25 protein-coding genes are annotated in these 23868 nt (G+C 40.5%); 17 read left to right on the plus strand and 8 right to left on the minus strand.

What is annotated here, in order from left to right:
- Positions 1 to 216 precede the first annotated feature (216 nt).
- The 5 genes from MKY20_RS26865 to MKY20_RS26885 all read left to right on the plus strand — a co-directional run bounded on the left by MKY20_RS26865 (position 217) and on the right by MKY20_RS26885 (position 4296).
- Positions 217 to 636 (plus strand): hypothetical protein, encoded by a 420-nt coding sequence (locus tag MKY20_RS26865; protein ID WP_019383458.1) that lies wholly within the window; start codon positions 217 to 219, stop codon positions 634 to 636.
- Positions 637 to 738: 102 nt separating this feature from the next.
- A complete protein-coding gene (locus tag MKY20_RS26870) occupies positions 739 to 894 on the plus strand; it encodes a DUF1540 domain-containing protein (RefSeq protein WP_019383459.1) in 156 nt (51 codons plus the stop codon).
- A 157-nt stretch (positions 895 to 1051) separates the two neighbouring features.
- Positions 1052 to 2518 (plus strand): protein adenylyltransferase SelO, encoded by a 1467-nt coding sequence (locus MKY20_RS26875; protein ID WP_009335768.1) that lies wholly within the window; start codon positions 1052 to 1054, stop codon positions 2516 to 2518.
- A gap of 154 nt (positions 2519 to 2672) precedes the next feature.
- The gene (locus MKY20_RS26880) at positions 2673 to 3515 is read left to right on the plus strand and encodes an SPL family radical SAM protein (protein WP_374940683.1); all 843 of its coding nucleotides are present in this window, start codon (positions 2673 to 2675) and stop codon (positions 3513 to 3515) included.
- 28 nt (positions 3516 to 3543) lie between these two features.
- A complete protein-coding gene (locus MKY20_RS26885; RefSeq protein ID WP_009335770.1) occupies positions 3544 to 4296 on the plus strand; it encodes an AAA family ATPase in 753 nt (250 codons plus the stop codon).
- 41 nt (positions 4297 to 4337) lie between these two features.
- On the opposite strand, the gene MKY20_RS26890 is transcribed toward MKY20_RS26885, so the two are convergent.
- The 4 genes from MKY20_RS26890 to MKY20_RS26905 all read right to left on the minus strand — a co-directional run bounded on the left by MKY20_RS26890 (position 4338) and on the right by MKY20_RS26905 (position 6183).
- On the minus strand, positions 4338 to 4754 hold the full coding sequence (locus tag MKY20_RS26890; RefSeq protein ID WP_019383461.1) for a VOC family protein: 417 nt from the start codon (positions 4752 to 4754) through the stop codon (positions 4338 to 4340).
- Positions 4755 to 4848: 94 nt separating this feature from the next.
- Positions 4849 to 5151 carry a DUF5634 family protein gene (locus MKY20_RS26895; RefSeq protein WP_019383462.1) on the minus strand — a complete coding sequence of 101 codons (303 nt, stop codon included), beginning with the start codon at positions 5149 to 5151 and terminating at the stop codon, positions 4849 to 4851.
- Between the two features lie 87 nt (positions 5152 to 5238).
- The gene (locus MKY20_RS26900) at positions 5239 to 5679 is read right to left on the minus strand and encodes a MarR family winged helix-turn-helix transcriptional regulator (protein ID WP_019383463.1); all 441 of its coding nucleotides are present in this window, start codon (positions 5677 to 5679) and stop codon (positions 5239 to 5241) included.
- A gap of 27 nt (positions 5680 to 5706) precedes the next feature.
- Positions 5707 to 6183, minus strand: coding sequence for a glutathione peroxidase (locus MKY20_RS26905; RefSeq protein ID WP_217025737.1), 477 nt, complete (start codon positions 6181 to 6183; stop codon positions 5707 to 5709).
- Between the two features lie 147 nt (positions 6184 to 6330).
- Here MKY20_RS26905 and MKY20_RS26910 point away from each other — a divergent pair, with 147 nt between their 5' ends.
- From MKY20_RS26910 to hemG, 3 genes are all read left to right on the plus strand, one after another.
- Entirely contained in the window at positions 6331 to 7344 is a 1014-nt protein-coding gene (locus MKY20_RS26910) for a DUF1835 domain-containing protein (RefSeq protein WP_341004426.1), read from the plus strand.
- A gap of 175 nt (positions 7345 to 7519) precedes the next feature.
- Complete coding sequence (locus tag MKY20_RS26915) at positions 7520 to 8581, plus strand: C45 family autoproteolytic acyltransferase/hydolase (protein WP_251173956.1); 1062 nt, start codon at positions 7520 to 7522, stop codon at positions 8579 to 8581.
- A gap of 144 nt (positions 8582 to 8725) precedes the next feature.
- The gene (gene hemG / locus MKY20_RS26920; protein WP_251173955.1) at positions 8726 to 10111 is read left to right on the plus strand and encodes a protoporphyrinogen oxidase; all 1386 of its coding nucleotides are present in this window, start codon (positions 8726 to 8728) and stop codon (positions 10109 to 10111) included.
- 38 nt (positions 10112 to 10149) lie between these two features.
- Here the strand turns inward: hemG and MKY20_RS26925 are convergent, their stop codons facing one another.
- Positions 10150 to 10374, minus strand: a complete 225-nt coding sequence (locus tag MKY20_RS26925) for a hypothetical protein (protein ID WP_009335778.1) — start codon at positions 10372 to 10374, stop codon at positions 10150 to 10152.
- A 115-nt stretch (positions 10375 to 10489) separates the two neighbouring features.
- Here MKY20_RS26925 and MKY20_RS26930 point away from each other — a divergent pair, with 115 nt between their 5' ends.
- From MKY20_RS26930 to MKY20_RS26970, 9 genes are all read left to right on the plus strand, one after another.
- On the plus strand, positions 10490 to 10855 hold the full coding sequence (locus MKY20_RS26930; protein ID WP_009335779.1) for a DUF488 domain-containing protein: 366 nt from the start codon (positions 10490 to 10492) through the stop codon (positions 10853 to 10855).
- 130 nt (positions 10856 to 10985) lie between these two features.
- Complete coding sequence (locus tag MKY20_RS26935; protein ID WP_251173954.1) at positions 10986 to 12494, plus strand: amidohydrolase family protein; 1509 nt, start codon at positions 10986 to 10988, stop codon at positions 12492 to 12494.
- Complete coding sequence (locus MKY20_RS26940) at positions 12491 to 13963, plus strand: amidohydrolase family protein (protein WP_251173953.1); 1473 nt, start codon at positions 12491 to 12493, stop codon at positions 13961 to 13963. The genes MKY20_RS26935 and MKY20_RS26940 overlap by 4 nt, the downstream gene beginning before the upstream one ends.
- Before the next feature lie 142 nt (positions 13964 to 14105).
- Complete coding sequence (locus MKY20_RS26945; RefSeq protein WP_251174139.1) at positions 14106 to 15653, plus strand: glutathione ABC transporter substrate-binding protein; 1548 nt, start codon at positions 14106 to 14108, stop codon at positions 15651 to 15653.
- 72 nt (positions 15654 to 15725) lie between these two features.
- Positions 15726 to 16961, plus strand: a complete 1236-nt coding sequence (locus MKY20_RS26950) for an amidohydrolase (protein WP_071155917.1) — start codon at positions 15726 to 15728, stop codon at positions 16959 to 16961.
- A gap of 133 nt (positions 16962 to 17094) precedes the next feature.
- A complete protein-coding gene (gene allB / locus MKY20_RS26955; protein WP_019383471.1) occupies positions 17095 to 18486 on the plus strand; it encodes an allantoinase AllB in 1392 nt (463 codons plus the stop codon).
- A 43-nt stretch (positions 18487 to 18529) separates the two neighbouring features.
- Positions 18530 to 19792, plus strand: coding sequence for an allantoate deiminase (gene allC, locus MKY20_RS26960; protein WP_251173951.1), 1263 nt, complete (start codon positions 18530 to 18532; stop codon positions 19790 to 19792).
- A gap of 24 nt (positions 19793 to 19816) precedes the next feature.
- The gene (gene allE / locus MKY20_RS26965; RefSeq protein ID WP_009335786.1) at positions 19817 to 20581 is read left to right on the plus strand and encodes a (S)-ureidoglycine aminohydrolase; all 765 of its coding nucleotides are present in this window, start codon (positions 19817 to 19819) and stop codon (positions 20579 to 20581) included.
- Positions 20582 to 20607: 26 nt separating this feature from the next.
- On the plus strand, positions 20608 to 20976 hold the full coding sequence (locus tag MKY20_RS26970) for a cupin domain-containing protein (RefSeq protein WP_251173950.1): 369 nt from the start codon (positions 20608 to 20610) through the stop codon (positions 20974 to 20976).
- A 110-nt stretch (positions 20977 to 21086) separates the two neighbouring features.
- On the opposite strand, the gene MKY20_RS26975 is transcribed toward MKY20_RS26970, so the two are convergent.
- The 3 genes from MKY20_RS26975 to MKY20_RS26985 are packed head-to-tail and all read right to left on the minus strand — an operon-like array spanning position 21087 to position 23856.
- Positions 21087 to 22400, minus strand: a complete 1314-nt coding sequence (locus tag MKY20_RS26975) for a hypothetical protein (protein ID WP_019383474.1) — start codon at positions 22398 to 22400, stop codon at positions 21087 to 21089.
- A complete protein-coding gene (locus tag MKY20_RS26980) occupies positions 22397 to 23089 on the minus strand; it encodes a response regulator transcription factor (RefSeq protein ID WP_251173948.1) in 693 nt (230 codons plus the stop codon). Before MKY20_RS26980 ends, MKY20_RS26975 begins: the two co-directional genes overlap by 4 nt.
- Positions 23086 to 23856 (minus strand): sensor histidine kinase, encoded by a 771-nt coding sequence (locus MKY20_RS26985; RefSeq protein ID WP_009335790.1) that lies wholly within the window; start codon positions 23854 to 23856, stop codon positions 23086 to 23088. Before MKY20_RS26985 ends, MKY20_RS26980 begins: the two co-directional genes overlap by 4 nt.
- Positions 23857 to 23868 lie beyond the last annotated feature (12 nt).

Consider the following 23868-nt stretch of genomic DNA (forward strand, 5'->3'; position numbering starts at 1 on the left):
GCATTTTCTTCGTGCGGTGTTTACTCAAGGGAGCTTACTCAATGTCTGCGGGAGTAGCGGACAGGTGAGACCCCGCAGACGCACAGCGTCGAGGAGGCTCACCGCCCGCCCCGCGGAAAGCGAGCAGCCTGGAGCGGAAATCAACGGACAGCATTGATAAGCAAAAAACAACAATTTATACGAAAAGAGCCTAAATTTTAAACTTGAGGGATGAGGATGAAAGCTTTTTTATTATGCACATTCATGGTATTTTCTTTTGCAATGATAGCAGGCTGTCAATCAGCTGAAACAATGGTTCTGCTGGATGAGGAAGTCAGAGAAATCAAAGTTTCAAAATCGGAGGGTCTAGGCGGAATTAATGAAGAAAGTTTTATTTCTTTCAAGGATAGAAAATCGATCGCTGTATTTGAAAAGGCAATAACATCTGCTGTAAAACAGTCAGGGAATGCAGATATTAGTAAACCTGAGTATGATATAGCAGTAGAATATAAAGGAGAACTTCCTTCTCACGGCATTCATTTGTGGCTTGGAGAAGACAATGAAAAAAGCGCCTTCATGTATATTACAGATGAATCTGTTTACCTAACTTCTCCAGAAATGACGATAAAACTAAGAAGCCTAATTCTCTCCAAATAACAGCAGCCCAGCCATTTCACCTGTGTGTGGAATTAAATTCCATATGGTTAATTCACTTGGAAAAGGGGTATTGATCAGTAATCCAAAAGGAGGTGGCCAAGAATGGAAGTAGAAGTTTTATGTAATGTTGAGAACTGCAAGTATTGGGCTGAAGGTGATAAGTGCGTTGCCGACTCTATTTATGTGATTGGCCAAAATGGCCGAGAAGCTGATGATGTAGAGGAAACAGCCTGTAAAACGTTTGAGCATCGTGAATAAGATTGAGTAGGCCTGACTGCTGGAGAATTTTAACGATCCCGGCCGTCAGGTTTTTTTACATACAAAAAGAGAAGATTATTAAGACCGCTATGTTTCTCCGGAAAGGGTATAATAAATGAAAATGACACTAAATCCATGCAGACAGGAAGGAGATAGAATGACGACTATTAATGAAACCGGATGGAATTTTGATAATAGCTATTCACGGCTGCCGCAGACATTCTTTTCAAAAGTAAAGCCAAATCCTGTACAATCACCTGAGCTGGTGATCCTTAACGAGCCACTGGCGAAATTTTTGGGACTAAACATTGATGCATTGACAAGCGAAACTGGCATTGAGGTACTTTCTGGCTCTCGAGTTCCAAAAGACGCTGAACCTCTTGCTCAGGCTTATGCAGGGCATCAGTTTGGACACTTTAATATGCTTGGAGATGGCCGGGCCATGCTGATCGGCGAGCAGATAACTCCTGAGGATAAACGGGTGGACATTCAGCTGAAGGGCTCCGGCAGAACTCCGTTTTCACGCGGGGGAGATGGGCGGGCGGCTCTAGGCCCGATGCTCCGAGAATTCATTATCAGCGAAGCCATGTATGCTCTGGGAATTCCCACTACCCGCAGTCTGGCAGTTGTAACAACAGGTGAAGCGATTATCCGGGAAACTGAGCTTCCAGGTGCTGTACTGACAAGAGTGGCTGATAGCCATATACGGGTGGGCACTTTTCAATATGCGGCAAATTGGAGGCCGGCTGATGAGCTTAAAACACTGGCAGATTACACGATTCAGCGCCACTACCCAGAAATTAAAGGCGATGAAAATCCTTACAAGACACTCTTGCAGAAAGTGATCAAACGTCAGGCTGCACTCATTGCGAAATGGCAGCTAACAGGTTTTATCCATGGAGTCATGAACACCGACAATATGACAATTAGCGGAGAAACCATCGATTATGGTCCGTGCGCCTTTATGGATAAGTATGACTTGGCAACCGTATTTAGTTCCATTGACAGAGAAGGCCGGTATGCCTATGGAAATCAGCCTTATATAGGCGGATGGAATCTGGCAAGGTTTGCTGAAACCCTCTTGCCCCTGCTGCATGAAAATGAGGAAGATGCTGTAAATATAGCCCAGGATGCAATTTCGGAATACAATAAAATTTATCAAAACCATTGGCTTGCAGGGATGAGGGCAAAACTCGGATTTTTTAATGAAGAAGCACAAGATGAAGCCCTATTTACCAGCCTTCTAAAGATGATGCAGAAGTCTGGAGCAGATTATACAAACACCTTCCGTTTATTAACATTAGACAAGCCTGAGGAAACTTCGATATTTGATGATCAAGAATTTGCAAACTGGCATGGACAATGGCAGGAAAGGCTGAACAGGCAAAAGGAATCGAAAGAAGCAGTGAATGAATTAATGAGGAAGAGCAACCCATCCGTCATCCCCCGGAATCACAGAGTTGAAGAAGCTCTTGAAGCAGCTGTTACCAAAGGGGATTACAGCGTGATGAAAAAGCTTCTTGCAGCACTGAAGGATCCTTATGCCTATACAATAGAACAGGAAGAATACTGCAAGCTGCCAGAGCCATCCGGCATGCCATATCGAACATTTTGCGGAACTTAATATAGAGAAATGAACAATTAGAGCGTTGGCTGTAATTTTGCAAAGCCTGGCCCCATTAGTGGGGCAGGCATTTTTTATTTAAGCAGTTAGTGCTTTATTGTTGACTTCAGGAAATCACGGTGTTATTTTTAAGACAGAACATACATTCGATTTGGTGATTATCCTGAATATACATCTTGAAGAAATCATATCAAAAAGTATCTTAACACCTGCCAAAGGTGCAATTGACAACTTTACTCATTCATTGAACCCCTATGCGGGCTGTGCCTTTGGCTGCAAATATTGCTACGTTAGGGAGCTTCCTGTTTCCATTTTTCGTGAAGAGGAATGGGGTGCGTGGATTGATATAAAATCAAATGCGGCCGAACTTTTGGAGAAAGAATTGGTTAAAGCTAAAAAGAGGGGAAAAGTTGCTTTATTTATGTCCTCTTCCACAGACCCTTACCAGCCGATTGAATATGCCTCAAAACTGACAAGAAGTTTATTGGAAGTTATGCTTAAAAATCAGCCTGACTTTTTACATGTACAAACCCGTTCTCCTATGGTGAAGCGGGATATTGATTTATTTCAGCAATTCGGAGATAGTATCAGAATCTCCATGACAATCGAGACAGACAAAGAAGAAGTCAGAAAGGCATTTGCACCAGCGGCCCCTCCCATCCCGGCAAGAATGGCTGCACTAAAAGACATAAAAGATGCAGGAATTATAACTCAAGCAACAATAGCCCCGTTACTGCCTTGTTCAAGAGAATTTCCTGCAAAACTTAAGTCTATTGCAAATCGAGTTACAATTGACGATTTTTGGATGGGGGATGGAAGCGGCGGACGCAGGACTGAGAGACTTGGAATCCGCAAGATCTTTGATGAGCTTGGTTTGGAGAAATGGTATAGTCCATCTGCATATAAAGTGGTTCTTAAAATGCTGGACCGGGAATTTCAAGATGCACCCATTCAATTAGGTGTATCCAAGGCTGGCTTCAGCCCTGATGGCAAATAGCTGACTATAAAATATATGAGGTATTTTTATGGATCTATTAAGTTCACATTATGTAAGAGGTATTAGCCTTAAAAGAGAAGAAATTCCTTCCTTCAATCAGTATCCCTTCAACCTTCCCAGCTTGAAAACCATGGATGAGGTGCCTTTCCACCCGAAAGTAACCTTTCTGATTGGAGAGAATGGAATGGGAAAGTCGACACTGCTCGAGGCAGTAGCGGTTGCACTAGGATTTAATGCAGAAGGCGGATCTTTCAATTTTAACTTTTCAACCTTCGATTCGCATTCTGTGCTGGGAGATTATCTCAAGGTGATAAAAGGCATAGATAGGCCGTCTGATGGTTTTTTTCTAAGGGCAGAGAGTTTCTATAATGTCGCTTCTAATATTGAGGAAATGGATCGGGAAGGTGGCGCACCAAAAGTAATCGACTCCTTTGGAGGCCGTTCTTTACATGAGCAATCTCATGGAGAAGCGTTTTTCTCTACGTTTCTTCACCGGTTTCGCGGCAATGGGATTTACATCCTGGACGAGCCGGAGGCAGCACTTTCTCCTTTGCGGCAAATGTCCATGCTGACAAGAATTCATGATTTGGTCAGGGAACACTCACAATTTATTATCGCTACACATTCTCCGATCATTATGGCCTATCCGGAGGCAGCGATATATGAATTCAGCGAGGAAGGCATTTCAGAAAAGAAGCTGGAGGAAACGAATCATTACCGCATCATGAAACAATTCTTTGATGATAAGAAAAGGATGCTTCATCATTTGCTGGATGAATAATAAAAATGGAGGCCTCATGCCTCCATTTTTGTCTATGTATCTTATTCACTTTCGTGGCTGAACATCCAGTTTACACCAAATTTATCTGTTAACTGGCCAAAGCTCTTGCTCCAGAAAGTTTCCTGCAGCTCCATTGTTACTGTGCCGCCTGCCTGCAGATTGTTAAAATACTTTCTCAGCTTATCCAGGTCATTAATGACAACTGCGAGATTAATGTTATTTCCTACTGTAAATGGCATACCGGGAAAAGTATCTGAAAACATAACATTACTGCCGCATATGTTAAGGCTTGAATGCATGACCAAATTCTTTGCTTCCTCTGGAAGAGGATATTCAGGATTTTGCGGTGATTCACCAAAAGTTGAAATCTCAGGCATTTCCAGTTCAAAAGCCTTTACATAAAATTCAATTGCTTCACGTGTATTTCCCTCGAAATTAAGATAGGCATTAACAGCCATCCCTTTCACTCCTTCCTAATACAATTCCATTATAGACAAAATATTCTAAATTTAATATAGCTCAAAAGTCAAAAAGTGAAAATCAGGACAATTTTTATAATTCCTGAAGTGCTTGATCTACATTATTGAAGCCTCTTCGGTCAATGCTATCTGGTTCATCCGATTCAATTGTCCACTCATTTTCTGCAGGAGTTAATCCGCCATTACCATCTTTAATGAATGGACTATGTACGTGATAAGTTTTCCCTGCCTTTTTCACCGTGTATCCTATATAGCAATGATGATCCTGGCCTTCTTCCTCGAAAATACCAATATCATCGATTTCATATTTGTCTAAATATGACTGAAATGGCTCCTGCAATGCACTGATAATTTGCTCTCTTGGTAAAAACTCCATGACGTATGCTCCCTTCCGATTATCTATCCCTTAATATGGCTTTTTTTGCAGGGATTAAACACGGAACTGTGAAAAGAGTACTCCGCATCAGCGAAGTACTCTGCTCCTTAACTTAAATTTAAGTTTTCCGAGAAGCTCCATAAGCTCTTCATATTCTTCCAGCTGAATGCTGCAAGCCTGAATGGCCTCTCCGACATTTTGGGTGATAACCTCTTTTTCTTTGCGTGCTTTTTCCTCGAGGAAGATATACACCTTGCGTTCATCAGCTTTGGAACGCTCTTTTCGAAGCCAGCCATTAGAAATCATTCTGGAGATCATAGGTGTGAGTGTCCCCGTGCCAAGATTTAGTCTTTCTCCAAGCTCCTTTGCTGTCACGCCATCCTTTTCCCAAAGTGCCAGAAGTACCAGATATTGGGGATAGGTTAAGCCAAATGGCTGAAGGGCACTTGTATACAGTTTTGTAAATTCGCCTGCTGTTTCATAAACAGCAAAGCATAGCTGTTTGTCCAGTGTAAAAAAGTCTTTCACATAATCACCTGATTCTAATCTCTAGCATTACAATAATTTCGTCAAATCATCCTCGATTTTTCCTGGTTCAGTTGTAGGTGCATACCGTTCTACAACCTGGCCATTCCGGTCCACAAGAAATTTAGTAAAGTTCCACTTAATGTTTTTAGACAGAATTCCCTTTTTCTGTTCTTTTAGATAAGCAAATAATGGATCCGTATTGTCACCATTTACATCAATTTTAGCGAAGATCGGAAAGGATACACCATAATTAAGCTGGCAGAACTCAGTTGTTTCCTCAATATTATCGAATTCCTGGTTATTGAACTGATCACAAGGAAACCCAAGAATTTCAACGCCGCTGTCTTTATACTTTTCATAAAGCTCCTGCAGTCCTTTGAATTGGGGTGTTAATCCGCATTTGCTGGCTGTGTTTACAATAATCAGAGGCTTGCCTTCATATTCTTTCAAAGATTTCAATTCACCAGTTGTTTTTTTGACTTCAAAATCATAAACCGTTGTCATTAGGATACCTCCTACTTTTAATCGTGTACGATTTAATCTTAAGCGATCTAAACTCCTTTTGTAAACAAATCAGCTTTTTATGAAACTACCATTAAGTTTATTCGTAGGAAAGGTAGGTTTCAATTTCATTTACAAAGGGTGATCATGATGATGGACGAATTACGGGAAGCGATTGAGAAACTCCCGGAGAGGGGAGCGAAGAGCTATTTATTCCACATATTGCTTCGGGTTCACTTATTGAATAACAGTGTTGATTCCCAGGAAGAGATACTCGAACTGCTAAATGATATTCAAAAAAGGATACTCTTTTATTCTCAAGAAAGAAAATTGGAGCGGGAATATGAAACATACCATATTGTGTGCGGAGAATCACCGGCAGGCGCTTTAAAGGTTGGGCTTAGTAAAGAAAATAAGGTCATTGGCTATCCTGATTTTTTTAGTAACGGACCTCTCTGGAAGCTGCATGAAGAAGAGGGCAGAAAAAAGCGATTAGAATGGCTGATGGATCACATTAATATGCATGAAGATTACCTGGAAATGAGATATGAAAGAAAAGTAGCTAAAGCACTTGAAGAGATAGATTCTATTCCAGCGGGAAAACCGATCGTTATCTGGACAGCTGACAATGCAGATGAACAAACTGGTTTACGGTATTTCCTTCACTTATTAAGAAACAAAGAAAATAATGTGCATGTTATTAATACTGCTCAGTCATATAAGGAGCTTTTCCCTGCGAAAAAGCATCAATCCATTTTAAGGCACTCAGGCGAAGCAGCTCCTGAGAAGCTGAAGATGATGCTGGAAAAACACTTAGGAAGCCCTTTATCTGCAGAAGAAAAAAGTAGGTTTGTATCTGATTGGCAGTCCCTCTCCAAAACAAGGGAAGTATTGCGTATATGGGAAGATAATGAAATACATAGTGTACCAGAGAGTTATTTTGATGAATCTATCATCGAGTCAGCCAAAAAGCTGCATAAAAGCAACAAAGGTTTTATAAAATCAGCCAGATTAATTGGTGAAGTGATTGGGCATCTGGATGAGCCAATTGGTGATGGCTTTGCAGAGTATAGAGTAAGATCCTTAATTTATAACGGAATATTAGCCATAAAAGGAATTCCGAAAAGTATGAGGTATTATAGCATTAAACTGAAAGAATTTTAGATGAATCCGGTTTTTCACCGTAATCAATTATCCCTGTCCACCGTGTGTTAGTATTATTTCGGTCTAGCAGCAGTCCGGTACTTGAAGTGAATTAATATCTAAAAGCCATCTGCTGGAATTTCATGCAGGCTTCATTTATTCTTAATAAAAGAAACGAATAGAAGAGGGATTTATCTTGAAAAAGATTTACAGTGATATAATTCAATTCCGTGGAACCCACTTTGATTTTGGTTTCATGCAGGGAGAACTTATAAAGGATTCTCTTTCTGTGAAAAATCGGGAGGATCAATGGAAGGTAAGAAAGCCGCGATTTTCAATAAATGAAGCAGAAGTGAAAAAAGCGATTACAAGGTTTGCCCCTGGTATTTGGGATGAACTGCTTGGGATACGGGAAGCATTGCAATGGCCGATGGAGCGGGTTATGCAGGAGTTTGGCGGCTATCGCCTCGATTATGTCCGCTCGGGCTGTTCCATCCTTACAGGGGCTGATTACCTGATCCGCAATTATGATTACCATCCGAAAACCTATGAGGGGCGCTATACTTTTTATCAGCCAACAGATCAGGGATATGCGATGATTGGCCCCAGCCAGAGGGTGACCGGGCGGATGGATGGCATGAACGAAAAAGGACTTGCGATTGGATATAATTTTATGAATCGGAAAAAGCCTGCTGATGGCTTTATCTGCTGTATGATCGGCCGCCTGATTTTGGAGGCATGTGCAAATGTGGAAGAAGCGGTTGAGATGCTAAAGGAAATACCGCACCGTCATTCCTTTACATATGTGGTGCATGATACAAGCGGAGAGACTTATGCAGTGGAAACATCTCCGAGAGGTGTACAGGTCCGTCAGACAACTGCCTGCACAAACCATTTTGAAATCATGAAGGATGAAAATCGCAACCATCTAGCTGACAGCCTGCGCAGGCTGGATGTCATGAAAAGCCATCAGGGTGAGCGATTAGATGCACATGATGCTTTCCGCCTCTTGAATGATAGCGATAAAGGCGTTTTCTCGGATCTTTATGGAAGCTGGGCCGGGACGATTCATACATCCGCCTATTTGCCGGGGGAGATGAAGGCCTGGTTTGCGCTCGGCGGCGACAGAGAGCCGAGTATTTTTGATTTTGGGCATTGGCTCGATGGACAGGATATTGAAATGAATAGAATCACTGGTGAAGTTGATACGGACATTCCTTTTTTGCATATGGATGAACAGGCGAATTGGTTCAGGTAATAATGAAACGGAGAGATGTGTTCTCCGTTTTTTCCTTTTTTGAAAAAATAAATTCATCATTTGTACAAACCATCACATTCTTTCATCACTTCATGTTATGGTACACTTTATATATGAATTGGATGTAAACTGAGGTGCATACGAGTGAAAACAGTATTGGTCATAGGCGGCGGTGTAACAGGATTGTCCGCTATGTATGAACTGAATAAGTGGAAAAAAGAAAATGATCAGGATATAAGGCTTGTACTGGCAGAATCAGCAGAACAGCTTGGCGGGAAAATCCGCACTGTCAGGGAAGGCGGATTTGTAATAGAAGCGGGAGCTGATTCGATTGTTGCCCGTAAAGCGAATGCGATGAACTTTATCCAGGAGCTGGGGCTGGAGGAAGACGTTGTCTACAATGCTGCGGGGCGGTCTTATATATACAGTGATGGTGAGCTGAAGCTGATACCGGCAGATTCTGTGTTTGGGATACCGGCCAGTGTTGAATCTCTTGCCAAATCTGCTCTTGTTTCAGCAGAAGGAAAGGTTGAAGCCCTGAAAGATTTTTATACGAAAAATGATAGATTTACAAAAAACGATTCCATCGGCGATTTCCTGGAGCATTTTTTCGGAAAAGAACTGGTGGAAAAGCAAATTGCGCCTGTTCTTTCAGGTGTATATTCCGGAAATCTCAGTGACTTAACCATTGCTTCGACTCTTCCGCAGGTGTTTGATTATAAAGAAAAATACGGCAGCATCATTAAAGGTTTTGAAGAAAATAAAAAGGTGTTCCAGAGCGGAGGGGGAAAGAAGTTCCTCTCCTTTAAAAAAGGTCTGGATGGATTAATAGATGCTTATGAGGAGAAATTGGATGAATCAGAAATATTTAAAAACACGAAGGCAGTTAAAATAGAGAAAAGTGATCGTAAATATATAGTCGATTTCTCGAATGGCGAAACCCTGGAGGCCGATCATGTGGTGCTGAGCATTCCGCATAATGCCGCTGCAGCGCTGTTCGATCATGAGGAGCTGAAGGCGGAATTCGAACTTTTGAAGAACAGTTCCTTAATCTCTATCTATCTTGCTTATGATATTCCAGACAGCGAGCTGCCTGAAGACGGGACAGGCTTCATCACTGCAAATACGGATGAATTGACCTGCAATGCCTGTACATGGACAAGCCGTAAATGGGAGCATACCTCAGAAAGCGGTAATCTGCTTGTTAGATTATTTTATAAAAGCAGCCATCCGGCCTTTGCATCTCTAAAGGAAATGAACGATGAAGATTTGCTGCAGACGGCTTTGGCCGATATTGAAAAAAGCCTTGGCATTACATCTGTTCCCGCTGCCAGTGAAGTGACGAAATGGACTGAAAAAATGCCAAACTATTTGATATCCCATCCGCAGACAGTAGCTGCACTTGAAAACAGGCTGGACCAGGAATACCCTGGAATATGGCTTGCAGGCTGCTCCTATTATGGTGTAGGAATTCCAGATTGCATCGAAAATGGGGCAGAAACTGCCAGAAAAATTATTGATCGTATATAAACCAAAATCCCCTTCTGCTAAAGATGGGGATTTTTTTCTTATATGATTTTTGTATGATCCTTAGGACCTTCAATTTTCATTTGCTCAAGCTCGAGCTTCATTTTTTCTGTTTCAAGCAGAAAGTTTTCCTGCTTCAGCTTTTCCAGGGTGATTTCATCTTTTATCATATTGTGTTTAATTTTTGCCAGTCTTTGTGTATGAAAAGTCAGGATGGCGATGATGGGAATAGAGAAAGTCATCACTACAGCAATAGTACCTGTCAAATTCCTTGCACCTCACATTTAATTGAATTAGAAAATTTTGTATAATTTGTATTTGTATAAATTATAGCAAATGACAAGTGAGATAGAAACGCGAAAATAATCTGGTGGTGAAGAAATGGCTGAAATTACTATAAAAAGAGTATACGATCCGTATGAAGAGGCTGATGGATACCGGGTATTAGTGGATCGGCTGTGGCCGAGGGGAATTAAAAAAGAAGATGCACATTTATCAGCCTGGGAGAAAGAGGTTGCACCAAGCAGCGAGCTTAGAAAATCTTTTAATCATAAACCTGAACTTTTCGGTATATTTCGGGAAAAGTATCTCATTGAACTGCGCACACAGACAGACAAGATTCACAAGATGGAAGAACTGTACGAGATATCAAAGAAGCAAAAACTAACATTACTATATGCTGCAAAAGATACAGTAAATAATCATGCAATTGTATTATTAGAAGAATTATTAAGGAAGGTGAAATAGAAGCTTAACTTTATAGGAAGGAAAAAAATAAAAAATAGGTAGAAATACTTTAAAAATAAGTAATAATTCTGAAAGTTAAGTGTTTTCTTTTTTCCTATACTTTAAGTTAAAAGAAGTGAGGGAGAAGGAAATGATTGATTTACTCCTGATTCATGGAACTGTCATTACTATGGATCAAAACAGGCGGATAATCACCGATGGAGCTGTTGCCATAAATGGAAGCAGGATCCTGGATGTGGATATGAGTGAGAAACTATTGGAAAAGTATGAGGCAAAAGAAGTGATAGATTGCAGCCATCATTGTATCCTGCCTGGATTAATAGATGTACATGGACATGGCGGCCATTCGATGTTTAAGACAATTGCAATGGAAAGCTTGGATTTTTGGATGCCAATTATGACGAATACGTATAAGCATTTTGTAACAGACGAATTCTGGTATTTTGAAGGAAAGCTTTCTGCACTTGAGCGCCTGAAGGCGGGCATAACAACAGGTGTATCTGTTCTTGGCTCAATGCCAAGGTCGGATGACCCGGTTTTTGCCATCAATCATGCAAGAGCCTATGCAGAAACTGGTGTCAGGGAGGTTGTTTGCACTGGTCCCTGCAATCCGCCATGGCCTCATTCATTCAGCAGGTGGATAGACGGTCAAAGAATTACTAAAGAAGTCACCTACGAGGAAGTGTTAAATGGTGCTGAAGCAGTAATTGAAGCTTTAAACCATGCCAATCAAGATCGGACAAGAGCATTTATTACTCCTTTCGTAATTGTTACATCAGTTGAACCATCTGGCCCAACTTCACCTGCGAAACTTCATCATTTAACAGAGCATGATTTATACCAAGCAAAGAAAGTCAGAGGAATTGCCAGAAAATATAATACAAGAATCCATTCTGATGCTTTTGGAGGCATGATTCACTTAGCAGTAAAAGATTGGGAGAATGCTCTTTTAGGTCCTGATGTTCATCTTCAGCATTGCCGTGGGATATCCTTTGATGAAGCGAAAATATTAGCTGAAACCGGAACAAATGTCAGTGCCTCTCCTGGATTCTCTCAAATTCATGCCCGCACACCGATGATAGAATTGATCGAGCTGGGAACAACAGTTGCTATATCAACAGATGGCACTTCACCATCCACTAGCTTTGACATGTTTCAAGCCATGAGAAAAACACAATTTATACATCAGGCAGCTCATAGAGATGAATATTGCTTACCTCCTGGAAAACTTCTGGAGATGGTTACGATTGATGCTGCAAAATGTATTGGATGGGATGATGAATTGGGCTCTCTTGAAGCGGGGAAAAAGGCGGATGTTATAACTGTCAATATGCATCAGCCGCACTTAACACCTGAGTTTATGCATATTCACCGGCTCGTCCATCAAGCTTATGCAACTGATGTGGGGCATGTTATCGTAGATGGCAGGGTCCTTATGAAAGACAGAGCAGTCTGCTCCGTTGATGAAAGATCAGTTTTGGCAGAAGCAAATGAAGAAGCTAACTCAACAATTAAGCGTGCAGGGCTTGAAAAATACATGAAGCAAACGAAATATTTTTGGGGTCACACACGAACCTATGGGGATGGTATGGATCATGATAAAGAATCTGATATTGGGGAGAAAGGGGAAAATCAATGAAGACCAGGCTAAAGGGGAAATATGTAATTGGATATGATGGAAAAGATCATGTCCTGATAGAAAATGCTGAGGTTGTATTTGAAAATGATACCATCATTTATGTTGGAAAAAGTTATTCGGGCCAAGCTGATAAAGTTATAGATGCCGGCAGCGCTATAATCAGTCCGGGATTCATTGACTTGAATGCATTAGGCGATATTGATCATGATATCTTGCATTTGGAGGCCAGTTCAGCAAGACAGAAAAATCTGCTTTGGTCAGAGAGGTATGTTAAGCAAGGGCACCATGAAATTATGACAGCTGAAGAAGAGGCTTTTAAATCTTTATATGCCTATTCACAGCTGATCCTTCATGGAATTACAACTGCTATGCCAATCACTTCTGTTCATTATAAAAAATGGGCAGAAACATATGAGGAGCTTGCTTCAGCAGCGAGGCATGCTGCTGACTTGGGACTGCGTATATACCTGGGTCCAAGCTATCAATCGGGGATAAGGGTCGTCCAGGCAGATGGCAATATAAAGATTCATTGGGATGAAGAAGCTGGAAGGCAAGGATTAAAAAGAGCTGTGCGCTTTTTGGAAGAGTTTGATGGTTCATTTAATGGTTTGGTCAGGGGAATGCTTGCCCCTGAGCGGATTGAAAGTCAAACGGAAGAAAGTCTTCTCCGTACAAAGCAATATAGTGATCACTATAAAGTTCCGATAAAATTGCATGCAGCCCAAGGTGATTTTGAATACCATACAATGATTGAGAAATATGGCGTAACGCCAATTAGGCATTTATATAATCTTGGATTTTTAGGATCCAGAACGGCGATTCCTCATGCCCATTTTATTGCTGGCTACAGTGGGGCAAAAATTGGTGGTGGAGATGATTTGTCACTGCTGAGGGAAACGGGCACAACTGTCATTCATTGCCCATTAATAATTGGAAGGCACGGACAGGCAATGGAATCCTTTGCAAAATATAAACAGTCAGGAATTAATTTAGCGTTAGGTACAGATACGTTTCCTCCGGACATGTTCCAGAATATCAGAACAGGGAGCATGCTTTCCCGGATCGTAAATAAAGAAGTTAAAGACTCAGCATACTCAGATCTTTACCGTGCTGCAACTTTAGGTGCTGCAAAGTTTCTGGGAAGAGAAGATTTGGGCCGTCTTTGTGCTGGCGCAAAAGCAGATATTATTGCAATTGATTTAGACGGATTCCATATGGGAGTATTAGATGATCCCTTAAGAACAGTGATTGCAAGCGGAACTGGAAGAGATGTAAAGTTATCCATTATCAATGGGAAAGTAGTCATGACAGACCGAAAAATACCCAACCTTGATTTAGAGGAATTAAAAGGAAAAGCGCAAGAATATTTTATGAAAATGAAAAAAGGTTATTTAAAAAGAGATTATCAGGAGCTTCCTGAGAATGAATTGATGCCGCCTTCTTTTAGGTTTGTTGATTCTATTGATTAGCAACGACGTTTTTTATAAGTAGTAGAAAAAGTTTAAAAACATGTAAAGAAAGTAGAAACAGATTAATCAGAATATTTTATATAATTAGACAAAGGCTTTAGAGCTGAAAAAAGGGGGAGTGTAATTGAAAGTGAAAAAAAGAATGGGGTTAGTGATCTTAGCTCTGCTGATCGTGATCCTTATTTCAGGATGTTCGACTAAAAAGCAAGTTAACAGCAATCAGGACTCCAAGGGAACAGCATCTGAAAACGGCGAAACATTAGTTATAGCCCGGTTATCTGACGCAGAAAATTTAGATCATCATTTTATGTCGACGATCAATGCTGCCAGCGTTACACATAATAAAATTTATGAAGGTCTTGTTGGTCGGGATAAAAATGCCGAAATCAAGCCGCTGCTGGCTGAAAAGTGGGAACAATTAGATGAAACAACTTGGGAGTTCAAACTTAGAGAGAATGTTACATTCCACGATGGGACTGCATTTAATGCTGATGCAGTCAAAGCAACATTTGACCGGTTATTAGATCCGGAAGTTGCATCTCCAAGAGCTGTAGTATTCAAAATGGTTGAAGAAGTAAAAGCAGTTGATGAATTTACTGTTCAATTTAAACTATCAGAACCTTTTTCACCCTTACTATCCATATTGGCCAGTCATGAAGGCGGCATTATCTCACCAAAAACACTTGAGAAATATGGAAATAAAGTTATTGCAGAACCTGTAGGGACAGGTCCATTTGTATTTGAATCCTGGACTCCAGGTAAGGAAATTGTTTTTAACAAAAATGAAAAGTATTGGGGGACTCAATCTAAGCTGGAGAAAGTCATTTTTAAAATCGTCCCTGAAGAAACAACAAGGATATCTATGCTTGAAACAGGCGAAGCTCACATAGCCGAACCTTTATCCGTCACAATGATGGAAACGGTGGAAAACTCCAAAAATGCAGAAATATTCCGCAGTGAAGGATTTGGTACAGAATATATTGGGTTTAACGTTGAAAAGGAGCCATTCGATGATGCCCGAGTCCGCAAAGCTATTGGACATGCTGTTGAAATGGATTCTATCCTGGAAGGTGTATTTGAGAATGTTGGGAAAAAGTCCAATTCACTGCTTGGGCCAAAGGTATTTGGATATCATGAAAGCTTAGAAGCATATGAATATAATCTCAATGAGGCAAAAAGGCTTCTGGCCGAAGCAGGCTACCCAAATGGTTTTGGAACAACGTTGAAAACAATGGATAAGAAAGAATGGATCAATATGGCGGAAGTTCTTCAGTCTCAGCTGAAAGGGATAGGAATCAAACTGGACATTCAGGTATATGAATATGGGACATTTGTCGAACAAGTAAACCGCGGTGATTCCGAGATGTTTATTTTAAGCTGGAGAAATGCGACTGGAGATGCTGATTATAATCAATATAACCTTTTCCATAGCAGTTCACACGGCCCTGCCGGAAATACCTTCTTTTACAGCAATAAAGAAGTGGACGGCTTAATAGAAGCTGCACGGGCTGAAAAAGATTCGGATAAGCGGATGGAGTTCTATGCAAAAGCTCAGGAAATCGAAATGGAAGAATCTATCTATATTCCGGTTCGTGTAATTGAGAATATGGCTGCTATTTCAAAAGATGTAAAAGGCTTCTCTATAAGTCCATCTGGATACTTGGAGATCAATGACATTTCAATTAAATAAGACTCTAAGATAAGAGGGATATCCATTCTGGGTACCCTTTTATCTTGTCCGGGGCCGGAAAGGTGAATGAAAATGAATAATAGCTATTGGCTAAAGAATGTGCGTTTGGAATGCGGATACAAAAATGAGAATAATAGAGTGTCAGGTACTATAACAGATCGATTTCATTTATTAATAGAGGACGGCTGCATTGCAAAGATTACGAAGGACTTAGAGGCTTCATCTGATGATCTGCCTATAAAAGATGCAAAGGGACTGCTGCTATTGCCATCCTTTGTTGAAAAGCATGTCCATCTCGATAAAACCTATATGGGGGATAAGTGGAGGGCCTGCATCCCTGCATCGGGTGTTATAGAACGGTGTGAAATTGAAAAGAATGCATTGTTATCTATGTCTGCAAGTACCTATCAGCGATCAACAGCATTACTTAAGCAACTCATATCTTATGGATCAACTCACATTAGAACCCATGTGGATATATACCCTGAAGTCCAATTACAGAATTTAGCTGAAGTTCAGCAGGCATTGGAGGAATTTTCAAGCTATGCAAGCTCCGAGATTGTTGCCTTTGCCCAGCATGGCTTGCTGCGCTCAGGGACACCTCAGCTTATTAGAGAAGCTATTAGAAATGGTGCAGGAATTGTAGGTGCGGTCGATCCAGCTACCGTTGACAACAATATTGAAGCTTCGCTTGTTCAATTGATGGATCTAGCTGTAGAAGGCAATGCAGATATTGATTTGCATTTACATGATCCTGGTCACCTTGGTACCTTTACAATGAAAAGGCTGGCCTTTCTGACTAAGGAAGCTGGCTGGGAAGGAAGAGTAGCGATTAGCCATGCATTCGGCCTGGGTGATGTTTCAAGGGCAGAAGCCGCTGAAATGGCAGAAATTTTAAAAGACGCAAGTATATCGATCGTTACTAGCCTCCCGACTGGCCGGGCAATCCCGCCTGTTGATCTGTTAAGTGAGTGTGGAGTAGAGGTTGCTGTTGGAAACGATAATATTTTTGATTCCTGGTGGCCAACAGGCAATGGCGATATCCTGGAAAGAGCAGGCCGCTTAATTGAACGGTATAGATGGACAGATGAAAAGTCTCTTTCGCAAGCATTTAGATATATTACAGGGGGCAGAACACCGCTGGATCAGAAGGGAAACCAGATCTGGCCAACCCCTGGAGATGAAGCCAGCATGGTCCTTGTCGATGCAAGCTGTTCAGCAGAGGCTATGGCTAGAAGAGCGGAACGCCATGCAGTGTTCTACAAGGGGAATTTAGTTTGCGATAAAGCAGGGAAGAAAAGAAATTGAAGAAGTAAAGAAAGCTAAAAAATTAGTAAAAGAATCCGAAAAAAATAGTTCGATTTTTTTATACAATTTAATAAATCAGTTAATGAGGTTCCTCGAAATACAGAACAAGATTAAAAGTAACGGGGGAAATGCGATGATTTATGATTTGTTAATAAAAGGCGGCAAAGTGGTTCTTAAAAACGAGGTAGTTAACAATGATATTGCCATTATTAATGGAAAAATTGCAGCGATTGCGGAGACGATTGACCATGAAGCTGAGCTGATTATCGATGCCTCTGATCAATATGTCATGCCTGGAATGATCGATACTCATGTGCATGTTTGTGAGCCTGGCCGAACAGAGTGGGAAGGGTTTATAACTGGAACTAAAGCACTGGCAGCAGGAGGAACTACATGCTATGCGGATATGCCCTTGAATGCCCTTCCGGCTACGATAGACAGGCATACACTGCAATTAAAAGCAGAAGCAGCCAAGGGGAAGAATTATATTGATTATGCATTTTATGGCGGACTTGTTCCAGACAATCTTGAAAGACTCGAAGAGCTTTCAGATGAAGGAGTTATCGCCTATAAATGCTTTATGTCCACTTGTGGAACGGATAATCCCGATGATTTTTCTAATGTGGATGATTATACCCTTTTTGCGGGGATGAAAAAGATTGCTGAACTGGGTCAAATTTTGTCGATTCATGCGGAAAATGCCCAAATTACTGATCGATTAGGCGAAGAGTTAACCGCACAGGGCAGGACAGCAGCAGCAGATTATGTCTTTTCACGGCCTGTTTTAACAGAGGTTGAAGCAGTGAAACGCGCCCTTTATTTTGGAAAAGAAACGAAGTGCCCTATTCATTTTGTGCACATTAGCACCGCAGAAGCGGTAGAAGAAATTATGAAGGCCCGAAGCGCGGGTCAGGATGTCTCTCTTGAATCCTGTCCCCATTATTTTACGATATCAGCTGAACAGCTTGAGAAAATTGGCCCGGCTGCCAAATGTTCTCCTCCACTGCGAAGTATAGAGGAACAAGAAAGGCTTTGGAAAAAGTTAATAGAAGGCAAGATTGATATGTTAACATCTGATCATTCACCATGTCCGCCTGAAATGAAGCATAGTCCTTCAAATAATTTTTTCGAAGTGTGGGGAGGAATCACAGGGTGTCAAAACAGCGTTGATTTAATGTTTGATGAAGCGGTTTTGAAAAGAAAACTGCCAATCACTCATTTTGCAAGGATGATTTCTTCTAATCCCGCTGAACGTTTTAACATTCCCAATAAAGGAGAAATAGCAGTATCAATGGATGCAGATATCATCTTCATTGATGCTAATCGTTCCTATGTTGTTGAGGAGGAAGGCCTATATTATCGGCATAAGCATAGCCCATACATTGGAAGGATGATTAATTGCCGGATAACCAAAACCCTTGTCCGCGGCAAGATTGTATATGATTTGGATCAGGGGATTGTTGGGAAACCACTCGGAAAAGCCCTTAAGTTAAAAAATGGCAGGTCAACTTTGAATATGATCTGAAATTAAAAAGTCCGCAGAAAGATTATAGATAGGGGAACTGGGTATGACAGACTTAATCAATTTGCAGGGGAAACTTGAATATGAAAATTTAGCAAAAAATATTGTGAAAAGGCTTGAATGGCTGGGCTCATTTGCAAAGGACCCAGAAGGAGGAATTACCCGTCTTCTATATTCCCAACAATGGACGGACACTCAGCAAGCTTTGAAGAGATGGATGGAAACTGAGGGTTTGGAAGTAAAGTTTGATGAAGTTGGAAATCTCAGCGGAATACTAAAGGGGGTAAATCAGACAGAAACCGTTTTAACTGGGTCGCATATTGATACCGTGAAAAATGGCGGGTTGTTTGACGGCCAATTTGGCATAGTAGCTGGGATACTGGCTTTAATTTATTTGAAAGATCATTATGGGACTCCAGAACGCAATCTCGAGGTTGTTTCACTGGCAGAAGAAGAAGGAAGCAGATTTCCTTATTGCTTTTGGGGTTCAAAGAATATTGCCGGATACGCATATAAAAAAGATGTTGAAAATCTTACAGATTCAAATGGAGTAATTTTTTCTGAAGCCATGGGTGAGGCGGGGTTCAGCTATAGGGATGAAACAAAATCTCCGCGGCAGGATTTGAAGGTATTCGTTGAAATCCACGTCGAACAGGGAAATGTCCTTGAAACTGAGAAAAAATCTGTTGGTATTGTGAAATGCATCGTTGGGCAAAGGCGTTTTACAATTGAAGTAAAAGGTCAAGCCAATCATGCTGGAACAACACCCATGGCATATCGAAAAGATGCTGTATATGCTGCCAGCCAAATGATACATGAAACACTAAATATGGCAAAGCAATATGGCGATCCGCTTGTAGCAACCGTTGGGAGGATTGATATTTCACCCAACACTGCAAATGTGGTGCCGGGAAAAGCTGCGTTTACTTTAGACCTGCGCCATATTGATAAAAATACGATGTCCCATTTTACTGAAAGATTTATAGAAAACATAAATGATATATCACGAGAGCATGGGGTTGAAACGGTCATTGAAAAATGGCTTGATACGGACCCGGTCCCAATGGATCCTGAAATTACAGAATTGATTGAAAAGAAGTGCAAGGAGAAAAATTTGAGCTATAAAGTAATGCATAGTGGTGCTGGCCATGATGCACAAATTTTTGCACCGTCCATTCCGGCGGCTATGCTTTTTGTGCCGAGCGAAAAGGGCATTAGCCATAACCCTGGTGAATATACTGCGCCTGCTGATTTAGCTGAGGGAGTTCAAGCACTGATCAGCACTTTATATGAACTGGCTTATAAATAATATTAATGAAAAGGGGAGTTATATATGGGTTATCCAAAAGATTTATTATCGAGCAGGTCTGTAATAGAACATGGAAAATATGCTTTAATTGCACCTGAAGGATTAGTGAACAATGTTATTCCTGGATTTCATCATTGCCATATTTCGATTTTAGGTTCTCCTAAGCTTGGGGCAAGCTTTGTCGACTATCATGTGACAATGAAAAAAGAAGGCGGAAATAAAGAAGGCTTTGGCGGACAGGAGGAAGTACAGACATTTGTTTACATACTGGAGGGGAAAATAAAAGCTTCAGCAGATGAAAAAGAATTTATCTTAGAGGAAAGCGGATACCTTTATTGTCCGCCGGGAGTGAAAATGTACTTAGAAAATATGAATGATGGGGATTCTAAGCTCTTCTTATACAAGCAGAAATATCGCCGTCTTGAAGGGAGAAAGCCCTGGGTTATATCAGGACATGCAAATAGAATAGAATTCAGGAACTACGATGATATGCATAATGTCAACATTAAAGATCTGTTGCCTGCTGATTTAGATTTTGATATGAATTTTCATATCCTTTCGTTCGATCCTGCTGCGAGCCACCCGTTTATTGAAACACATGTTCAGGAACACGGAGCATATATCCTTTCCGGAGAAGGGATGTATAATCTCGATAACAAGTGGATTCCAGTAAAAAAAGGCGATTATATTTTCATGGGCCCTTATGTTCACCAGGCAGCGTACGCTATAGGGAGAGAAAATTTAACATATATCTACTCAAAAGATTGCAATCGGGATGCGGAACTATAAAAAATTACAGGAGAGGAGAAATAGCGGTGCCAAACATACAGAAGATTATGGAAGAAAGAGTTTTTGAAATCGATAAAATAGCAAAGTTCGATTCAGATAAACCGCAAAAGAACTATTTTTATGAAACTGATAAAACGGCAGGAGCTGTCTGGTGTCTGGAACCTGGACAGGAGGTATACTTGCATTCTCACTCCAATGTTGATGATATATGGGTTTGTATGGAGGGAACAGGAACCTACTTTCCTGACTTGGAGAATGAAATTCAAATAGGTAAAGGCATGGTGATCCTTGCTAAGCCTAATCAGATTCATGGAATGCGCAATACCGGGAAGGACAGGTTTTTATTTGTTGGATTTGCAGCCGGGTCTTTGCCAATGGATATAACAAGATATTGACTTGCAGGCTGTAGTCTTTTAAAAAGTGTATCGCTCTCAGCCAGTTTTCTGGAAGAGAGCGATATGTATAATTAGATCCAATTTATGTTCATAACAAACAAGCACCCCGGCTAAACTTTCACAGTCAGCTTCGTTCTTAATAGATTGTAAATGAAATAACCTAAGCAAATTAAGCTGGACAGGGAAAAGCTGATCCAAATCGTAAGAAGATTTTCCATAATAGGCAAAGCTGCAAACCCCCCGGCAGTCCCAATAATAGATGCAAGGGGAATAAGGGCAGGCAAGGTTTTACTGCCAAGGATAATATACAGCATGGGAACAATCATGGAAGCATAAGTATTACCGAAAAAAAACAGCAGTTCGATAGGAGATGGAGGCAGGATACTAACTATAATAAGTAATAATAAACACATGGCTCCGGAAAACAGATAGGTGAATCCCCATTTTTCTTTATTGCTGAGGGGGCGAAGCATCCCGACGATATTTTTAATGATCAATGTGACAACAGCATGTAATTCTGCACTAATTGCAGATGAAATGGCACTGAAGCAAAACAGGACAAATAAAACAATAAGCAATGTTGAATTGATTTTTCCTATTAACTCAAATAACAAGGAATATATGGAATCATAGCTTCTTCCAAAAATAATAATCATGATCAAAGATGATAATGCAAGAGGAATAGTTGCCCAAATTAAACCCGCTAGTGTAAAAGTAATTCTCAGCTTTTCTTTTTTTATAATAAAAACTCTTTGCCATGAGGCACGATCAATAATTACTTGTCCAAAGCCAATTAAAATAGCTGTGAAAATAAACAAAATAGCTTCCGTGTTTTTAACGTAAAGGATGTATGGATGATATAATTTAATGCCTTCATAAACAGGATATACACCTTCCTGGATATAAAAGTAAACAGGGATGATGATGACAGCGCTGAATATGAGCACGACATTAATGCCTGCAAGCTGATGGATTCTTTGCATGCCCCCTGCTCCCCCAATAAAAAAACAAAACAATAAAAAGAAAACCATAACAGAAAAAACAGGCAGGGGAAAAATCATGTGCAGTAGGATTCCTGCCCCCATAGCTTGAACGAATATAGAATGGAAACTAATTACGAGAAGAATAAAAATCATGAACCAGTAACCGGGTGGAGTCAATCTTTTGCGCAATACATCACCTATCGTTTGCTGGTCATGAAACCGATCTCGAATCTTTTTTGCTAATATTCCAAATAAAATGAGTGCAAGAGCCCCCATAAGGGAATAGCCGATTCCTCCGGTTAACCCATACTTTATTAATGTTTCGGGAGATGAAAGAATGGTATTGCCTGTTACCCATCTTGACAAAAGACTCACAACACCAAAACCGATTCCCAGCTGAAATGCTCCGCCAATATAGTATTGAAAATCGGTTTTCTTCATTGTGAAGTCTCCTTCATGCGGTAATCCCTGGGTGATTGGCCAGTCATTTTCCGAAAGATTTGGCTAAAGTAGTGCTGACTGTTAAATCCGCACTTTTCTGAAATGGTGCTAATGCTTAATTCAGGGCTTTCAATCAGCATTTTTTGTGCCTGTTTTAATCGAAAGTCATTTAAGTATTCGGAAAAGCCCATTCCTACTTCCTCGTGAAATTTTCTGCTCAGATAAGCTGAATTGATATGAATTTTAGATGCTAAATAATTTAAAGTAAGCTTTTCATTGTATTCCTTTTGAATAATTTGCAAAGCCTTAACAATTTGCTCAGAGTAGCTGCCAATTCGTTCATACCTCCGCAAAACGCTCATTAACTCCTCTTCAATGACGGGCTTTGTAATATAATCAACTACTCCAAGCCTGAGTGATTTTTGAATATAATCAAAGTTTTGATAGGCTGTAACCATGATTAAGTCCATATCACCAGCTGCGGAAAGCTCCATAGCTAAATCTAACCCTGATTTGCCTGGGAGCTGAATATCAAGGAAAGCGAGAAAGATGTCGTGCTTTTTTATAATTTGAAGAGCTTGTGAGGCATCCTGAGCCTTAAAAAGAATCCAATTGGGAAATTTCTTTTTGATGAGATATTCCAGCTGTTCCAATTCTATAAGTTCATCATCTACAAGCAGAATATTCATTGCATCCTTTCTCCTTCCAATTTCTCTGACATAATAACGTGGGGGAATATAGCCAAAACTGCTGTTCCATCTCCCTGGTCTGTTAATTGCACAGAAGTTTCATCATTGGGAAATAATAGTTCAAGTCTTCTTTTTATATTCTCCAGCCCCACGCCGCCATCCTGGGGACTTGTTTCATAGCGCTCTAAAGAATTGTTCCACACTGAAACATGAATCGCTGATTCGATCTTTATTATTTTTATTTTTAATAAGGCCTCGCCAATATGTCTTTCAAAGGCATGCTTAAAAGCATTTTCCACAAGTGTTTGTATTAAAAAGGGAATGATAATGGCATTATTCACATGGTTGTCCAAATGAATTTCATAATGAAGACGATCTCTAAATCTTGTTTTCTGTATCTCCAGATAGTAATTAACATAAGTAAGCTCATCTTCAATTGATATGAAATTATTTAAAGTCCGATATTTAAATTTTAGCAGTTTTGAAAGGGTTTCAATGGACCGTATTAATTCTGCTTTACGGTCCAGCCTAGCTAGAGCCAGGATGGAGTTTAAGGTATTAAAAAAGAAATGCGGCTGGATTTCCTGGTTTAATTGATTGTATAAAGCTGTTTGAAGTTCACTTTCTAACGCTATTTCTCTTTTTTGCCTCTCAAGTAAATCAATTCTTTTTTCAAAAACAAATAAAAATAGCAGGGTAAAGGCTCCCGCCAGCGGAACCAGAACACAAAACATAATGTATATGGAGAATGATTCAATAGGCAGCATGTGGTTCGTTTC

The sequence above is a fragment of the Cytobacillus sp. FSL W8-0315 genome (genome assembly GCF_038002905.1).
Taxonomy (GTDB): domain Bacteria; phylum Bacillota; class Bacilli; order Bacillales; family Cytobacillaceae; genus Cytobacillus; species Cytobacillus pseudoceanisediminis.

Excerpts from the sequence above, each read along its gene's own strand:
- MKY20_RS26865 (WP_019383458.1), top strand. The coding sequence starts at position 217 with ATGAAAGCTTTTTTATTATGCACATTCATGGTATTTTCTTTTGCAATG.
- MKY20_RS26870 (WP_019383459.1), top strand. The coding sequence starts at position 739 with ATGGAAGTAGAAGTTTTATGTAATGTTGAGAACTGCAAGTATTGGGCT.
- MKY20_RS26875 (WP_009335768.1), top strand. The coding sequence starts at position 1,052 with ATGACGACTATTAATGAAACCGGATGGAATTTTGATAATAGCTATTCA.
- MKY20_RS26885 (WP_009335770.1), top strand. The coding sequence starts at position 3,544 with ATGGATCTATTAAGTTCACATTATGTAAGAGGTATTAGCCTTAAAAGA.
- MKY20_RS26890 (WP_019383461.1), bottom strand. The coding sequence starts at position 4,754 with ATGGCTGTTAATGCCTATCTTAATTTCGAGGGAAATACACGTGAAGCA.
- MKY20_RS26895 (WP_019383462.1), bottom strand. The coding sequence starts at position 5,151 with ATGGAGTTTTTACCAAGAGAGCAAATTATCAGTGCATTGCAGGAGCCA.
- MKY20_RS26905 (WP_217025737.1), bottom strand. The coding sequence starts at position 6,183 with ATGACAACGGTTTATGATTTTGAAGTCAAAAAAACAACTGGTGAATTG.
- MKY20_RS26910 (WP_341004426.1), top strand. The coding sequence starts at position 6,331 with ATGATGGACGAATTACGGGAAGCGATTGAGAAACTCCCGGAGAGGGGA.
- MKY20_RS26930 (WP_009335779.1), top strand. The coding sequence starts at position 10,490 with ATGGCTGAAATTACTATAAAAAGAGTATACGATCCGTATGAAGAGGCT.
- MKY20_RS26935 (WP_251173954.1), top strand. The coding sequence starts at position 10,986 with ATGATTGATTTACTCCTGATTCATGGAACTGTCATTACTATGGATCAA.
- MKY20_RS26940 (WP_251173953.1), top strand. The coding sequence starts at position 12,491 with ATGAAGACCAGGCTAAAGGGGAAATATGTAATTGGATATGATGGAAAA.
- MKY20_RS26945 (WP_251174139.1), top strand. The coding sequence starts at position 14,106 with ATGGGGTTAGTGATCTTAGCTCTGCTGATCGTGATCCTTATTTCAGGA.
- MKY20_RS26950 (WP_071155917.1), top strand. The coding sequence starts at position 15,726 with ATGAATAATAGCTATTGGCTAAAGAATGTGCGTTTGGAATGCGGATAC.
- allB (WP_019383471.1), top strand. The coding sequence starts at position 17,095 with ATGATTTATGATTTGTTAATAAAAGGCGGCAAAGTGGTTCTTAAAAAC.
- allC (WP_251173951.1), top strand. The coding sequence starts at position 18,530 with ATGACAGACTTAATCAATTTGCAGGGGAAACTTGAATATGAAAATTTA.
- allE (WP_009335786.1), top strand. The coding sequence starts at position 19,817 with ATGGGTTATCCAAAAGATTTATTATCGAGCAGGTCTGTAATAGAACAT.
- MKY20_RS26975 (WP_019383474.1), bottom strand. The coding sequence starts at position 22,400 with ATGAAGAAAACCGATTTTCAATACTATATTGGCGGAGCATTTCAGCTG.
- MKY20_RS26980 (WP_251173948.1), bottom strand. The coding sequence starts at position 23,089 with ATGAATATTCTGCTTGTAGATGATGAACTTATAGAATTGGAACAGCTG.
- MKY20_RS26985 (WP_009335790.1), bottom strand. The coding sequence starts at position 23,856 with ATGCTGCCTATTGAATCATTCTCCATATACATTATGTTTTGTGTTCTG.